This window comes from Hydrogenophaga palleronii (genome assembly GCF_031457455.1).
Classification (GTDB): Bacteria; Pseudomonadota; Gammaproteobacteria; order Burkholderiales; family Burkholderiaceae_C; genus Hydrogenophaga; species Hydrogenophaga palleronii_A.
This window is the reverse complement of the sequence record NZ_JAVDWU010000008.1, coordinates 61,854-77,530: the sequence shown is the minus strand read 5'-3', so window position 1 is coordinate 77,530 and position 15,677 is coordinate 61,854. Positions and strand designations below refer to the sequence as shown.

The window sequence follows — 15,677 nt, the reverse complement described above, 5'->3', positions numbered from 1 at the left end:
GATGAGAACAACTCACGCCGTCCCCGTTCTCGAACTCACGGGCATCAATAAAGACTTCTCCGGGATTCCGGTGCTGAGCGATGTGCAGTTGCGCCTGTACCCCGGTGAGATCCACGCGCTGATGGGGCAGAACGGGGCGGGCAAGTCCACGCTGATCAAGGTGCTGACGGGTGTGATTGAGGCCAGCGCAGGGCAGATGCGGTTAGGAAGCGAAACGGTTTGGCCAAACTCGCCGCTCGCCGCCCAGAGCATGGGCATCAGCACCGTGTACCAGGAAGTCAACCTCTGCCCCAACCTGTCGGTGGCCGAGAACATCTTTGCCGGCCGCTACCCTCGACACGGCATCACCCAGGGCTTTCGCATCGACTGGGCCACGGTGAACCAGCGCGCGCGCGACCTGGTGGCGCGCATCGGGCTGGACATCGACGTGACGCGCTTGTTGTCCGACTACCCGGTGGCCGTGCAGCAGCTGGTGGCGATCGCACGAGCGTTGAGCATTGAATCGCGTGTGCTGATCCTGGACGAGCCCACTTCCAGCCTGGACGACGACGAGGTGCAGAAGTTGTTCGAGGTGTTGCGCCGCCTGCGAAGTGAAGGCCTGGCCATTGTTTTCGTCACGCACTTCCTGAACCAGGTCTACGCCATTTCCGACCGCATCACCGTGCTGCGCAACGGCAGCTGGGTGGGTGAATGGCCGGTGGCCGAGCTGGGGCCGCAGGCGCTGATCGCAGCCATGCTGGGCCGCGATCTGGCCGCGCAGTCCACTGAGGCTTCGGTTTCACCCGTGTTCGACGAGGTCGGCCCGGCCTTGCTGCAAACCGAAGGTCTGGGCCAGAGCGGCCAGTTGCAGGCGATGGACCTGCGGGTGCGCGCTGGCGAAGTGGTGGGCCTCGCAGGCCTGCTGGGTTCTGGCCGCACCGAACTGGCGCGCTTGCTGTTCGGCCTGGAATCGCCAGACCGCGGCGTGCTGCGCATCGACGGCCAGACGGTGACGTTCTCCAACCCCATGGACGCGATCCGCCAGGGTCTGGCACTGTGCCCGGAAGAACGCAAGACCGACGGCATCGTGGCCGAGCTTTCCGTGCGCGAGAACATCGCGCTGGCGTTGCAGGCGCGCATGGGCGTGGGCAAGTTCCTCTCGCGTGCCGAACAGACCGCCATTGCCGAACGCTACGTGAAGCTGCTGGGCATCAAGACCGAAAGCGTGGACAAGCCCATCGGCCTGCTCTCGGGCGGCAACCAGCAAAAGGCCATCCTGGCGCGCTGGCTTGCGATTGAGCCGCGTCTGCTGATTCTGGACGAACCCACGCGCGGCATCGACGTGGCCGCCAAGCAGGAAATCATGGAACAGATCATGCGCCTGGCCCAGGCCGGCATGGCGGTTCTGTTCATCTCTTCCGAAATGAGCGAGGTGGTGCGCGTGGCGCACCGCATCGTGGTGCTTCGCGACCGCCGCAAGGTAGGGGAACTCCCTGCCGGCAGCAGCGAAGACGCCGTGTACGAAATGATTGCCGCTGAACATGTCTGAAGCACCTCGTTCTCTCCTGGGTGCTGCCATGCGCCACCACCTGGCCTGGCCGCTGATCACGCTGGTGCTGCTGCTGGTCGTGAACACCGCCTTCAACAGCAGCTTCCTGCAAATCGAATGGCGCGATGGCCACCTCTACGGCAGCCTGATCGACATCCTCAACCGCGCCGCGCCGCTGGTACTGGTGTCGCTGGGCATGACGATGGTGATCGCCACGCGTGGCATCGACATCTCGGTGGGTGCGGTGGTGGCCATTTCGGCGGCCGTGGCGGCCTGGATGATCGGTGGATCGGTGGCCGGCACGGAGACGCGCTTTCCCATGCCCCTGGCCATCCTGGGCGCGCTGAGCGTGGCCGCGCTGTGCGGCCTTTGGAACGGTGCGCTGGTGGCCAAGGTAGGGATGCAGCCCATCATCGCCACGCTGATCCTGATGGTGGCCGGGCGCGGCATTGCCCAGCTCATCACCGACGGGCAGATCATCACCATCTACTACAAGCCCTTCTTCTTCCTGGGCGGTGGCTACCTGATGGGCCTGCCCTTCTCCGTGTTCATCGTGGCGGGTGTCTTCCTGGCGCTGTACCTGGCCGTCACGCGCACGGCCCTGGGCCTGTTCATCCAGGCCGTGGGCATCAACCCCACGGCCGCGCGCGTGGCCGGTGTTCGTTCGCGCCGGCTGATCGTGGCCGCGTACACCTTCTGCGGCGTGTGTGCCGGCATCGCGGGCCTGCTCATCAGCTCCAACGTGAAAAGCGCCGACGGCAACAACGCCGGTCAGTTGCTGGAACTGGATGCCATCCTGGCTGTGACGCTGGGCGGCACGGCCCTCACCGGCGGGCGCTTCAGTCTGGTGGGCAGCGTGATTGGCGCGCTCATCATCCAGACCCTGACCTACGCCATCTACTCACTGGGCGTGCCGCCCGAAATCAACCTGGTCGTCAAGGCCGTGGTGGTGTTCGTGGTGGTGCTGCTGCAGTCGAGCGAGTTCCGTTCCCAGGTGGGCGCATTGATGCGGCGCCCAGACCCGACCGGGAGCCGTTCATGAGCGCCGTGCCCGAATCCGCGGGTCGCATGCAAGCGATGCCCGCCACACAAGCCACACCGGCGCCGCCTTCGCGCCTGAATGCCAAGTACCTGCCCCTGATCGCCACCATCTCGCTGTTCGTGGCCATGGCCACCATGGGCTCGGTGCTCTACACCGGCTTCTTCTCGGCGCAGGTGTTCCTCAACCTGCTGATCGACAACGCGTTCCTGATCATCGTTGCGGTGGGCATGACCTTCGTGATCCTCTCCGGCGGCATTGACCTGTCGGTGGGGTCGGTGGTGGCACTGAGCACCATGGTCCTGGCGGCGCTGGTGGAGCACCGGGGCTGGAGCGTCTGGCAGGCGATTCCGCTGGTGCTGCTCATGGGCACGGCCTTCGGTGCGTTCATGGGTTTCCTCATCGAACGCTTCCGGCTGCAGCCCTTCATCGTGACCCTGGCCGGCATGTTCCTGGCGCGTGGTCTGTGCTACCTCATCAGCATCGACTCCATCAGTATCTCCAACGAGCCGTACACAGAAATGGCACTGTGGCGCCTCACGCTGTGGGAAGGCGCTTCGCTGTCGCTGGGTGCGGTGATCGCCATCGTCGTGCTGCTGGTGGCGGTGTTCATCGCCCACTGCACATCCTTCGGGCGCGTGGTGTACGCCGTGGGCGGCAGCGAGCATTCGGCCGTGCTGATGGGCCTGCCGGTGCGCCGCACATTGGTGGGCGTGTACACGCTCTCGGGTTTCTGTTCCGCGCTGGCCGGTGTGGTGTTCACCTTCTACATGCTCTCCGGCTACGGCCTGCACGCGGTGGGCATGGAGCTGGACGCGATCGCCGCCGTGGTGATCGGCGGCACCTTGCTCACGGGCGGCGTGGGTTATGTGGCGGGCACGCTGTTCGGCGTGCTGATGCTCGGCGTCATCCAGACCCTGATTTCTTTCGACGGCACGCTCAGTTCCTGGTGGACGCGCATCGTCGTTGGCGTGCTGCTGTTCGTGTTCTGCCTGCTGCAGCGCCTGCTCACACACCGCGCCGCCAGGTGACCCCATCTCCTTTCACACCACAACCATGACCACCCCCAAGCGCAAACTCCGCTCCGCCGAATGGTTCGGCACCGCCGACAAGAACGGCTTCATGTACCGCAGCTGGATGAAGAACCAGGGCATCCCCGATCACGCGTTCGACGGTCGCCCCATCATCGGCATCTGCAACACCTGGAGCGAACTCACGCCCTGCAACGCGCACTTTCGCAAGATCGCCGAACACGTCAAGCGTGGCATCTATGAAGCCGGCGGTTTCCCGGTCGAGTTCCCGGTGTTCTCCAACGGTGAATCGAACTTGCGACCCACCGCCATGCTCACGCGCAACCTGGCCAGCATGGACGTGGAAGAAGCCATTCGCGGCAACCCCATCGACGCCGTGGTGCTGCTGGTGGGCTGCGACAAGACCACGCCCGCGCTGCTGATGGGTGCGGCCAGCTGCGACGTGCCGGCCATCGTGGTCACGGGTGGGCCCATGCTCAACGGCAAGCTCGAAGGCAAGAACATCGGCTCCGGCACCGCGGTGTGGCAGCTGCACGAATCGCTCAAGGCGGGCGAGATCAACGAGCACCAGTTCTTCGCGGCCGAGGCCGGGATGTCGCGCTCGGCCGGCACCTGCAACACCATGGGCACGGCCAGCACCATGGCCTGCATGGCCGAAGCGCTGGGCACCTCGCTGCCGCACAACGCGGCCATTCCCGCCGTGGACGCGCGCCGCTATGTGCTCGCGCACATGTCGGGCCAGCGCATTGTGGAAATGGCCCACGAAGGGCTCACGCTGTCGAAGATCCTCACGCGTGAAGCCTTCGAGAACGCTATCCGCACCAACGCCGCCATCGGCGGCTCCACCAACGCGGTGATCCACCTCAAGGCCATCGCTGGTCGCATGGGTGTGCCGCTGGAACTGGAAGACTGGACACGCATCGGCGCGGGCACCCCGACCCTGGTGGACCTGCAGCCTTCCGGCCGCTATCTGATGGAAGAGTTCTATTACGCGGGTGGCCTGCCCGCCGTGTTGCGCCGGCTGGGCGAACACAATCTGCTGCCCCACCCGGATGCACTCACGGTCAACGGCAAGAGCCTGTGGGACAACGTTCGCGAAGCGCCGCAGTACAACGACGAGGTGATCCGCCCGCTCGACAAGCCGCTGCTGGCCGACGGCGGCATCCGGATTCTGCGGGGCAACCTGGCGCCGCGCGGCGCGGTGCTCAAGCCCTCGGCCGCCACGCCGGAACTGCTCAAGCACCGGGGCCGCGCCGTGGTGTTCGAAAACCTCGAACACTACAAGGAGCGCATCGTCGACGAAGACCTGGACATCGACGCCACCTGTGTGATGGTGCTGAAGAACTGCGGCCCGCGCGGCTACCCCGGCATGGCCGAGGTGGGCAACATGGGCCTGCCACCCAAGCTGCTGCGCCAGGGCATCAAGGACATGGTGCGCATTTCCGATGCCCGCATGAGCGGCACCGCATATGGCACGGTGGTGCTGCATGTGGCGCCAGAGGCCGCCGCCGGAGGCCCGCTGGCCGCCGTGCGCGATGGCGACTTCATCGAACTGGATTGTGAACAGGGCCGCCTGCACCTGGACATCAGCGACACCGAACTGGCCGATCGCCTGGCCACGCTGGACCTTGCCGATGTGGGTGGCAATGGTGGCTACCGGCGCCTGTATGTGGACCATGTGTTGCAGGCCGATGAAGGCTGTGATTTTGATTTCCTCGTGGGCTGCAGAGGCTCGGCCGTCCCACGCCATTCGCATTAAATGACTACCCCCTGCGCCGCTTCGCGCCTTCCCCCCCCAGGGGGACGCTCCCTGTGGCCCGGCAAAGCCGGTTCCACGGAAGCCCTGGACTGGACCTCGGCACGCTGAGCGCTTTTCCTTCGTCCAACAACTGTTTGAGCTGACTTGACCATGACATCTACATCACCCACGCCGCGCTACCGTGGCATCTTCCCCGTCGTGCCCACCACCTTCCATGAGGACGGCACGCTGGACCTGGAGAGCCAGAAGCGCTGCCTCGATTTCATGATCGACGCTGGCGTGGATGGCTTGTGCATCCTGGCCAACTTTTCTGAACAGTTCTCGCTGTCGGACGATGAGCGCGAAACGCTGACGCGTCTGTGCCTTGAGCATGTGGCCGGGCGGGTGCCGGTGATCGTCACCACCACGCACTACGGCACATCGGTTTGCGCGGCGCGCAGCCGGCGCGCACAGGACATGGGTGCGGCCATGGTGATGGTGATGCCGCCCTACCACGGTGCCACGTTCCGCGTGCCCGAACAGCTCATCCACGAGTTCTACGCCCGCGTGTCCGACGCCATCGACATTCCCATCATGGTGCAGGACGCGCCGGCCAGCGGCACCGTGCTCTCGGCCCCGTTCCTGGCGCGCATGGCGCAGGAGATCGAGCACCTGGCGTACTTCAAAATCGAGACGCCGGGGGCGGCCAGCAAGCTGCGCGAGCTGATCCGTCTGGGCGGCGATGCCATCGAAGGCCCGTGGGATGGTGAAGAGGCGATCACCCTGCTGGCCGACCTGGACGCGGGCGCCACCGGTGCCATGACCGGTGGCGGCTTTCCCGATGGCATCCGCCCGATCATCGAAGCGCACCGCCAGGGCGATGCCGATCAGGCCTTCAGCCTGTACCAGCGCTGGCTGCCGCTGATCAACCACGAGAACCGCCAGGGCGGCATTCTGACGGCCAAGGCGCTGATGAAAGAAGGTGGTGTGATCGCCTGCGAGGCAGGACGTCACCCGTTTCCGGCCATGCATTCCGACGTGCGTCGGTGCCTGATTGACATCGCCAGGCGGCTGGATCCCTTGGTCTTGAAGTGGAGCAAGTGACTTCGCCCAAATGACTTCAACCGACCTACATGACTCCCCCGCACTGATCGCCCTCGACTGGGGCACCAGCTCCTTGCGTGCCTATGCGCTGGGCGCGGGCGGCCGGGTGCTGGCGAGCCGGCGCAGCGAGCACGGCATCATGCACCTGCCCGCGGTCACATCCAACCTCGTGGCGGACCGCTTTGAAGCGGCGCTGCAAAGCGTCTGCGGCGCGTGGCTGCAGGAACACCCAGACGTGCCCTTGCTCGCCTGCGGCATGGTGGGCAGTGCGCAGGGCTGGAAGGATGCGGCTTACCAGCCACTGCCCAGCCGTGCGGCCGATCTGTCGCACGCTTTCACCGTGGTGCCACGTGGCAGCGGGCCATCGCTGCACATCGTGCCCGGGCTCATCCAGCGTGGCGACCTGCCCAATGTGATGCGGGGCGAAGAAACGCAGATCGCCGGCGTGCTGCAAAGCCTGGCACCCAACGGCGATGCACTTCAGCGCATGGTGATTGGCCTGCCGGGCACACACAGCAAGTGGGCACTGGTGGAAGACGGCTCGATCACCCGGTTCGAAACCTTCATGACCGGCGAGGTTTTTGCCGCGTTTTGCCAGCACACGCTGCTGGGGCGCACCATGGCCATCAATGCAGCCTTCGACGAAGCCGCCTTCACGCGGGGGCTGCGCGTGGCCCGTTCGCCCGAGGGCGCCATGGGGGTGCTGTCCAACGTGTTCAGCTGCCGCACGCTCGGCCTCACCGGCAGCCTGCCGTCCACCTCGCAACCCGACTACCTCTCCGGCCTGCTCATTGGCCATGAAGTGGCCGCGCTGGCCGGCGCGCTGCTGGGCGACGGCCTGCGCGTGGTGCTGTGCGGCGAGCCCTCTTTGTGCCAGCGCTACGCCGCTGCGCTGGAAGTGCATGGCCAGGACTCACCGCTGATCCGCTCTGAAGTCACCCCGCTGGGCCTGTGGTCCATCGCGCAGGCGGGCGGCCTGATATGAATCGCAGACCCCATCTTCAGCGACCCCCATGACCCCCTCCGATCACCTCCACGTTGCGCTTTCTCACTGCGGGCTGATCGCCATCTTGCGTGGCCTGCGGCCGCATGAAGCCGCAGACATTGGCCAAGCGCTCTACGACGCAGGCTTTCGCGTGATCGAAGTGCCTTTGAACTCGCCCGATCCGCTGCGCAGCATCCGGCTGCTGCGCGACACCCTGCCGGCCGATGCGCTCATCGGCGCGGGAACGGTGCTGCAGCCCGAGTCGTGTGCCGACATCGCCGCCGCCGGTGGCCAGCTGGTGGTGATGCCGCACAGCGACGCGGCTGTGATCCGCGCAGCCAAGGCCGCAGGTCTCGCCTGCGCCCCCGGCGTGGCCACGCCCACTGAAGCCTTCGCCGCACTCGCCGCAGGCGCCGACGTGCTCAAGATGTTTCCCGCCGAAGCCCTGGGCACGGTGGGTCTCAAGGCCTGGCGCGCGGTGCTCACGCCCCCGGTGGCCATCGTGCCGGTGGGTGGCATCACGCCCGATGACGTGGCGCCCTATGTGGCCGCTGGGGCCAACGGCCTGGGCCTGGGTTCGGCCCTGTACCGCCCGGGTGACAGTGCACAGCAGGTGGCCCAGCAGGCCAAAGCTTTCGTGCACGCCTGGAAAGCCGCCACACAGACCCCGCCCGCTCTTTCGCCCACACCGTCATGAAGATCACCCGCCTCACCACCTACATCGTTCCACCACGCTGGTGCTTCCTCAAGATCGAGACCGACGAAGGCATCAGCGGCTGGGGCGAACCCGTGCTGGAAGGACGCGCCCATGCCGTGGCCGCCATGGTCGACGAGCTTGCCGACTATCTCGTGGGCAAGGACCCGCGCCACATCGAGGACCACTGGACGGTGATGTACCGGGGCGGCTTCTACCGGGGCGGCGGCATCCACATGAGCGCGCTGGCCGGTATCGACCAGGCGCTGTGGGATATCAAGGGCAAGGCCTTGGGTGTGCCGGTGTCTGAACTGCTGGGCGGAAGCGTGCGCGACCGCATCCGCGTCTACAGCTGGATCGGTGGCGACCGCCCCAGCGAAACCGCAGCTGCAGCCAAGGCCGCCGTGGCGCGCGGCTTCACCGCCGTGAAGATGAACGGTACCGAAGAAATGCAGTTCGTGGACAGCTTTGACAAAGTGGAACGCTGCCTGGCCAACGTGGCCGCCGTGCGGGATGCCGTGGGGCCGAACGTGGGCATTGGCGTGGACTTCCACGGCCGCGTGCACAAGCCCATGGCCAAGGTGCTGTTCAAGGAACTGGAACCCTACCGCCTCATGTTCATTGAAGAGCCCGTGCTCAGCGAACACCACGAAGCCCTCAAGGAACTGGCCCATCTTTCCAGCACGCCCATCGCGCTGGGCGAACGCCTCTACAGCCGCTGGGACTTCAAGCGCATCCTCTCAGAAGGCTACGTGGACATCATCCAGCCCGACCCTTCGCACGCCGGCGGCATCACCGAAACGCGCAAGATCGCGGCCATGGCCGAGGCCTACGACGTGGCGCTGGCCCTGCACTGCCCGCTCGGCCCCATCGCACTGGCGGCCAACCTGCAGATCGACGCGGGCTGCTACAACGCCTTCATCCAGGAACAGAGCCTCGGCATCCACTACAACCAGGCCAACGATCTGCTGGACTACGTGTGCAACCCCGAGGTGTTCGCCTACCAGGACGGCATGGTCACCATCCCCACCGGGCCGGGCCTGGGCATTGAGGTGAACGAAGCCTATGTGAAGGAACGCGCGAGCGAAGGGCACCGCTGGCGCAACCCGGTCTGGCGCCACGGGGACGGCAGCTTTGCTGAATGGTGATTGGCAGCAACCCTCAGGTCAGAGGCTGAGCGTTTTTCGGGCGTGTCCGAGCAACGCGTCCAAACGTGCCCAATCAAGGCGCAAAGCACAGCCATAGCTCGGGCTATGGCGCGCATTTGCAACGCCGAGTGGGTGCGTTTGGGCGTGGTGAGCGGGCATGAGCGAAAGACGCTCAGCCTCTTAACCCATCAGCCGCTTCAGCGCTTCCTGGTACTTGGCCGCCGTCTTTTCAATCACTTCCTTGGGCAGGCGCGGCGCGGGCGGCGTCTTGTCCCAGGCCTTGCCGCCCACCTGCGCGGTCTCCAGCCAGTCGCGCAGGAACTGCTTGTCGTAGCTGGGCGGGTTCTGGCCCACCACATAGCTCTCCAGTGGCCAGTAGCGCGAGCTGTCGGGCGTGAGCACCTCGTCCATCAGCACCAGCGTGCCTTTCGCGTCCAGGCCGAACTCGAACTTGGTGTCGGCAATGATGATGCCCTTCTCCAGCGCAATGGCCGCAGCGGCCTTGTACAGCGCGATCGACACATCGCGGATCTGCGCGGCGAGATCCGCGCCGATCATGGCCACCGTCTGTTCGAAGGTGATGTTTTCGTCGTGCTCGCCCATGTCGGCCTTGGCGGCAGGCGTGTAGATGGGTTCCGGCAGCTTGGACGCGTTCTGCAGGCCTTCGGGCAGCGGCACGCCGCACACCGACTGGCTCTCCTGGTATTCCTTCCAGCCGCTACCAGCCAGATAGCCGCGCACCACCGCCTCCACCGGAATGGGCTTGAGGCGCTGCACCAGCATGGAGCGACCTTCCACCTGCGGCACTTCGGCCGGCGTGACCACGCTCTCGGGCGATTCGCCGGTGAGGTGGATGGGGCAGATGTTCAGGCCGTTCGGGCCGAGCTTGTCGAACCAGAACAGCGACAACTGCGTGAGCAAGCGACCCTTGCCCGGAATCGGCTCGCCCATGATCACGTCGAACGCGCTGATGCGGTCGGACGCGACCATCAGGATGCGGTCATTGCCCACAGCGTAGTTGTCGCGCACCTTGCCGCGCGCCAGCAGGTGCAGAGAGGTCAGTGCAGAGGTGTGCAGGGCGGAAGTCATGATCGGGCACGGAAAAAGTGACAGACAGGAAAAAAGCCCGGTGACTGAACAGTCAACGGGCTCCGAACCATTCCGGGGGATTATCGCAGGTTGGGCAGCCGTGTCTTCACTCCTTTCCCCAGCGGGGCGAGGGAGTGAAGTCACAGCGCGGCAGGGGGCGTTTCACTTCAAGAACGAAACTGCCGGGCAGCAAACGCCCAGGCCATGCGAGACGCATCCGGCCCCTGCCCGTCGCTGTACGGCTGGCGGGCCGCCCCACCGCTCCAGGCATGCGCCAGCCTGTCCACCGCCACCAGCGTGGCCATCGTGCGCCCCCGTCGCTTGAAGTCCGTGACCTGCATCGGGTGGCGCTGCCCGCGCTGCACGCGCCGTTCATCACCTGGCTTGGCGCCAGCCGCTTCGGCCCAGACGCGCGCCGCCGCCCGGCCGTTCTGCGGTGAGACCACGTGGTCGGCTGCACCGTGGACCACCAGCAATGGGGGCCAGGTGGCCGCCACCAGCGGTGGCGTTTCGCGTCGGCCGTGCATGGCGCCCAGCGCCGACAGGCCGGAGTGCGCCGTGCCCGGTGGAATGCCCGAGTGCATCACCACCGCCTTGAAACGTTCCGGATGCCGGGCCACCAGCAGCGCAGCCATACTCGCGCCGGCAGACAGGCCCGCCACCGCCACCTTGCTGCGGTCGCCGGGGTACAGCAGACACGCCTGATCGATCGCATTCATGATCAGGGCCGCCTCACCGTAGGCGCGCCCGTTGTCGGTGTCGAACCAGTTCCAGCAACCCTGTGCGTTCGCGATCCGGTCCTGTTCGGGGTAGAGCACCAGAAAGCGCTCCTTGGCCGCCAGCTGGTTCATCCGCGTGCTGAGCGCAAAGCGGTTCGCGTCCTGCCCGCAGCCATGCAGCATCACCATCAGCGGCAGGCGTTCGCCAAACCCAATGCCGGGCGGGCGGTAGATCCGGTAGCGCCGCACGCCGGTGGCGCCCATGGCCACACCTGGCGTCCAGGTGCCACCGCCGGGAGCGAGCGCAAGCGGCGTCGCCAGTGGCGAGGCCCGTGACCGGCTGCGTGCGCTGGACGCGGTGGCCATGCGCGTCATGGTCTTCATGTTGCGCTCAAAGAGCTTGGTCCAGCTGGTGGACCGCTTTCGGGATTTCATCTGGCCCATTCTGGGCCCAGCGGCCCCCGCCAATGCACACTAGGCCTGCACCGCGGTATCGATGTGTAAAAGCCTCCACCCACAAAAAAAAGCCACCTCGCGGGTGGCTTTTTTGGGCTTGAACAGCAGTCCTGGGCTCAGACCACCTGCTGCGCCAGCTCCCCAGTGGCGTATTTCTGCGCCATCACCGACAGCGACGCCCCCTTGATCTTGGCGCCCTGGCCTTCACAGCCGAATTCCATGTACCGTTGCTTGCACACGGCCTTGGCCGCTTCGCGGGCGGGCTTCATCCATTCGCGCATGTCGAACTTGTCCGGGTTCTCGGCCAGGAACTTGCGCACCGCGCCGGTCATGGCCATGCGGATGTCGGTGTCGATGTTGATCTTGCGCACGCCGTGCTTGATGGCTTCCTGGATCTCCGCCACCGGCACGCCGTAGGTCTGTTTCATCTTGCCGCCGTACTGGTTGATGATGTCCAGCAGGTCTTGCGGCACGCTGCTGGAGCCGTGCATCACCAGGTGGGTGTTGGGAATGCGGGCGTGGATTTCCTTGACGCGGGAAATGGCCAGGATGTCGCCGGTGGGCTTGCGGCTGAACTTGTAGGCGCCGTGGCTGGTGCCGATGGCGATGGCCAGCGCGTCGAGCTGCGTGGCCTTGACGAACACGGCGGCTTCTTCGGGGTCGGTCAGCATCTGGGAATGGTCCAGCTTGCCTTCAGCGCCAATGCCGTCTTCTTCGCCGGCTTCACCGGTTTCGAGGTTGCCCAGGCAGCCCAGCTCGCCTTCCACGGTGACGCCAACCTTGTGCGCCATCTCCACCACCTTGCGGGTGACTTCGGTGTTGTATTCAAAGCTGGCCGGCGTCTTGCCGTCTTCCATCAGCGAGCCGTCCATCATGACCGAGCCGAAGCCGAGATCGATGGCGCCCTGGCAGACCTTGGGGCTGGTGCCGTGGTCCTGGTGCATGACCAGCGGAATGTGCGGATAGGCTTCCATGGCGGCCTGGATCAGGTGCTTGATGAAAGGCTCACCGGCGTATTTGCGGGCGCCGGCGCTGGCCTGCAGGATGACGGGTGCACCCACCTCGTCGGCAGCGGCCATCACGGCCTGCACCTGCTCCAGGTTGTTGACGTTGAAAGCCGGAATGCCGTAGCCATTGGCTGCGGCGTGGTCGAGCAGTTCGCGCATGGAAACGAGTGCCATGGAAATCCCTTTAAAGCAGTTGGTAACCCGGATGTAACTAACGGCGGATTTTACCGCTGGTGGTCATCCTCCCATGCCCTGGTGCGTGAAAGCAGGGCCTTCTGACAGGCGCTGACGCCTTGTCAGCCGGGTGTTTTGCTCTACACAGACACCAATCGTCACAAAGCGACGGGGAACTGCGCTACCCAAACTGTGAACCTTCTCGGGTTGATTATCGCCAACAACAAGCCAAGAGGAAGGAACCCCCATGCCATGCCGCCCCCTGATCGCGCCCCTGACTGCCGTGGTCGCCCTGCTCGTGCCGGTGCTCTCGCAGGCACAGATCACGCTCAAGCCCGATGGCCAGTGGCGCTATCTGTTGACGGCCGGCGCCAATATCTCGTCAGGCAACAACAACGCTGGCTCACTGAACCTGGCAGCCGAGGGCGCCCGACAGACCATCGATGACAAATGGACGTGGAATGCCAAGGCAGACCGGGCGCAAAACGCTGGCGTGGCCACCACAGAGCGCTATGCCCTTCGCACACAGTACGACCGCGATATTTCTCCCGACTGGTTCGGCTTTGGTTCCGGCGAGACCTTGCGTGACACGCTGGCCAACATCTCGGCCCGGTATTCGGTGGCCAGCGGCGTGGGGCGCCACGTCTGGCGCGACGATCGCGGCTACCTGGATGTGTCCGTCGGCCTGGGTTACTCGCACGACCGCTATGTAACGCCCACCGACGTCAGAGGCACCATGCGCGACGAATACGGCCGGCTTGAGCTGGTGTTGTCGGAAGAGTCCAGCTACCGGCTGACCGACACCACCAGCCTGCGCCAGAAATTCACCCTGTACCCGGACCTGCGCGATTCAGGCAGGTACCGCGCGGTGCTCGACACCGGTCTGACCGTGGCGATGACCGAAACACTGAACCTCTCGGCGGGGCTGAGCTACCGCCACGACAGCGATCCCGGACCGGGCCTCAAGAAGGGTGACGCGATGCTGGTGACGGGGGTGTCCTTCCGACTGGACTAGAGAGGAAGCACCCCCTGCGCCGCTGACGCGGCTTCCCCCTCTCTGACGCCTTCGGCTTGGAGGGGGACGGCACCCGTGGCCTGGCGAAGCCAGTTCCACGGTGCCCCTGGATGGAATCACCTCGCGCCGGGCGTTGTGGCCTCTGGTCGAAGAGGCGAAGGGCGCCCTACCCCGCGCGGCAAATCTTGAGCGTGTTGGTGCCACCCGGCTGTCCCATGGGTTCACCCACGGTGATGGCGTAGACGTCGCCGCTTTGCACGATGCCCTTGTTTTTCAAGTGCGCCTCGGCGTCTGCAAGCGCGGTGTCGCGGTCGGCGCTGGTGTCCATGAGCAGGGGACGCACATTGCGGTAAAGCGTCATCTTGCGTTGCGCCGTGAGGCTGGAGGTGACTGCGTAAATGGGCATGCGCACGTTGTGGCGGCTCATCCACAGCGCGGTCGAACCGGATTCGGTCAGCGCCACGATAGCCTTGGCGCCCAGGTGGTGGGCCGTGAACAGCGCGCCCATGGCAATGGACTGGTCAATGCGCTTGAAGGTCTTGCCCTTGAAATCGGCACTGAGTTCGGCGTATTCGGCCTTTTCTGCCTCCTGGCAGATGTTGGCCATCTCCATCACGGTTTCGAGCGGGTACTTGCCGGCAGCCGTCTCGGCACTGAGCATCACGGCGTCGGTGCCGTCGAGCACGGCGTTGGCCACGTCGCTCACCTCGGCACGGGTGGGCACCGGGTTCACGATCATGGACTCCATCATCTGGGTCGCGGTGATCACCACCTTGTCCATCTCGCGCGCCAGGCGGATCATGTGTTTCTGCAGGCCGGGCACTGCGGCGTTGCCCACTTCCACCGCCAGATCGCCGCGCGCCACCATGATGCCGTCAGACACCTTGAGGATGTTGGCCAGCTCGGGAATGGCTTCGGCACGCTCGATCTTGGCGATCAGTGCCGGCTTGTGGCCGGTGGCGGCACCCGCCACGTTGCACAGCTGGCGCGCCAGCTCCATGTCGGTGGCGTTCTTGGGGAAACTCACCGCCACGTAGTCGGCCTTCAGGCCCATGGCGGTCTTGATGTCGTCCATGTCCTTGGCGGTGAGCGCCGGTGCCGTCAGCCCGCCGCCCTGCTTGTTGATGCCCTTGTTGTTGGACAGCTCGCCGCCGAGCTTGACGGTGGTGTGCACGGCCGAGCCCGCCACCTTGTCGATGGTGAGCACGATCAGGCCGTCGTTGAGCAGCAGGGTGTCGCCCGCCTTCACGTCGCGCGGCAGCTCCTTGTAGTCCAGCCCCACACCCTCGATGTCGCCCGGCTCGGTGCGCGCCGCATCCAGCACGAACTTCTGCCCGGGCTCCAGCATGACCTTGCCTTCGGCAAACTTGCCCACGCGGATCTTGGGGCCTTGCAGGTCGGCCATGATGCCCACCTCGCGCCCGGCGCGCTGAGCGGCTTCGCGCACCAGATCGGCCCGGTCGATGTGGTCCTGTGCCTTGCCATGGGAGAAGTTCAGCCGGACCACATTGACCCCGGCGCGAATCATTTTTTCCAGCAACGCTGGGTCACTGGAAGCGGGACCGAGGGTGGCAACGATCTTGGTGGCGCGCATGGGCATGGGTTTGTCTCCTGGGGTGAACAGTGCCGATCCGGAAGTGTCGGGCTGTAATTTGGTTTCAATTATCTGTGGAACTGGTTACCAACGGGTTACGGCCTGCAAAAGCAGCCATCTCCTCTGCGAAGTCAAACGGCCGCGCGAAACCGATGGGTGTGGCGGCGCACCCCCTCGAACACCAGCGACCGGGGAAAGCCCGGGCTCAGTTCTTCGGTCACGGCACCCCACCTGGGCGCTGCGCGCACCGAAGCGCTTTGTGTGACACGCGGCCACAGGAAGCCCCAGCCATCTCCCCCTACAGGAAAGCGGATTCGGGTAAATACTCATGAGAAAAACGTTTGCGCAAACGTTTT

13 protein-coding genes are annotated in these 15,677 nt (G+C 65.3%); 9 read left to right on the top strand and 4 right to left on the bottom strand.

The genetic code is table 11. The features are described 5' to 3' along the window. The first annotated feature begins 1 nt into the window (after nt 1). From J2W49_RS17975 to dgoD, 8 genes are all read left to right on the top strand, one after another. Nucleotides 2–1,528, top strand: coding sequence for a sugar ABC transporter ATP-binding protein (locus J2W49_RS17975; protein WP_310319410.1), 1,527 nt, complete (start codon nt 2–4; stop codon nt 1,526–1,528). Continuing rightward, the gene (locus tag J2W49_RS17970) at nt 1,521–2,570 is read left to right on the top strand and encodes an ABC transporter permease (protein ID WP_310319407.1); all 1,050 of its coding nucleotides are present in this window, start codon (nt 1,521–1,523) and stop codon (nt 2,568–2,570) included. Before J2W49_RS17975 ends, J2W49_RS17970 begins: the two co-directional genes overlap by 8 nt. Continuing rightward, nucleotides 2,567–3,598, top strand: a complete 1,032-nt coding sequence (yjfF, locus tag J2W49_RS17965; protein ID WP_405001047.1) for a galactofuranose ABC transporter, permease protein YjfF — start codon at nt 2,567–2,569, stop codon at nt 3,596–3,598. Before J2W49_RS17970 ends, yjfF begins: the two co-directional genes overlap by 4 nt. 25 nt (nt 3,599–3,623) lie before the next feature. Next, a complete protein-coding gene (locus J2W49_RS17960; RefSeq protein ID WP_310319405.1) occupies nt 3,624–5,357 on the top strand; it encodes an IlvD/Edd family dehydratase in 1,734 nt (577 codons plus the stop codon). A gap of 150 nt (nt 5,358–5,507) precedes the next feature. Further along, complete coding sequence (locus J2W49_RS17955; protein ID WP_310319401.1) at nt 5,508–6,440, top strand: dihydrodipicolinate synthase family protein; 933 nt, start codon at nt 5,508–5,510, stop codon at nt 6,438–6,440. Between the two features lie 10 nt (nt 6,441–6,450). Beyond that, on the top strand, nt 6,451–7,425 hold the full coding sequence (locus J2W49_RS17950; RefSeq protein WP_310319398.1) for a 2-dehydro-3-deoxygalactonokinase: 975 nt from the start codon (nt 6,451–6,453) through the stop codon (nt 7,423–7,425). 28 nt (nt 7,426–7,453) lie between these two features. Further along, nucleotides 7,454–8,122, top strand: coding sequence for a 2-dehydro-3-deoxy-6-phosphogalactonate aldolase (locus J2W49_RS17945; protein WP_310319395.1), 669 nt, complete (start codon nt 7,454–7,456; stop codon nt 8,120–8,122). Further along, nucleotides 8,119–9,267: a galactonate dehydratase gene (gene dgoD, locus J2W49_RS17940; protein WP_310319393.1), complete on the top strand. Its 1,149-nt coding sequence runs from the start codon at nt 8,119–8,121 to the stop codon at nt 9,265–9,267. Before J2W49_RS17945 ends, dgoD begins: the two co-directional genes overlap by 4 nt. Before the next feature lie 180 nt (nt 9,268–9,447). On the opposite strand, the gene J2W49_RS17935 is transcribed toward dgoD, so the two are convergent. The 3 genes from J2W49_RS17935 to fba form a co-directional block, all read right to left on the bottom strand. Further along, a complete protein-coding gene (locus J2W49_RS17935; protein WP_310319390.1) occupies nt 9,448–10,356 on the bottom strand; it encodes a phosphoribosylaminoimidazolesuccinocarboxamide synthase in 909 nt (302 codons plus the stop codon). Nucleotides 10,357–10,523: 167 nt separating this feature from the next. After that, nucleotides 10,524–11,510: an extracellular catalytic domain type 1 short-chain-length polyhydroxyalkanoate depolymerase gene (locus J2W49_RS17930; protein WP_310319387.1), complete on the bottom strand. Its 987-nt coding sequence runs from the start codon at nt 11,508–11,510 to the stop codon at nt 10,524–10,526. A 137-nt stretch (nt 11,511–11,647) separates the two neighbouring features. Beyond that, entirely contained in the window at nt 11,648–12,712 is a 1,065-nt protein-coding gene (gene fba / locus J2W49_RS17925) for a class II fructose-bisphosphate aldolase (RefSeq protein ID WP_310319383.1), read from the bottom strand. Between the two features lie 247 nt (nt 12,713–12,959). Here fba and J2W49_RS17920 point away from each other — a divergent pair, with 247 nt between their 5' ends. Continuing rightward, complete coding sequence (locus J2W49_RS17920) at nt 12,960–13,727, top strand: DUF481 domain-containing protein (protein ID WP_310319380.1); 768 nt, start codon at nt 12,960–12,962, stop codon at nt 13,725–13,727. A gap of 166 nt (nt 13,728–13,893) precedes the next feature. Here the strand turns inward: J2W49_RS17920 and pyk are convergent, their stop codons facing one another. Beyond that, a complete protein-coding gene (pyk, locus tag J2W49_RS17915; RefSeq protein WP_310319377.1) occupies nt 13,894–15,327 on the bottom strand; it encodes a pyruvate kinase in 1,434 nt (477 codons plus the stop codon). Between the last annotated feature and the right edge of the window lie 350 nt (nt 15,328–15,677).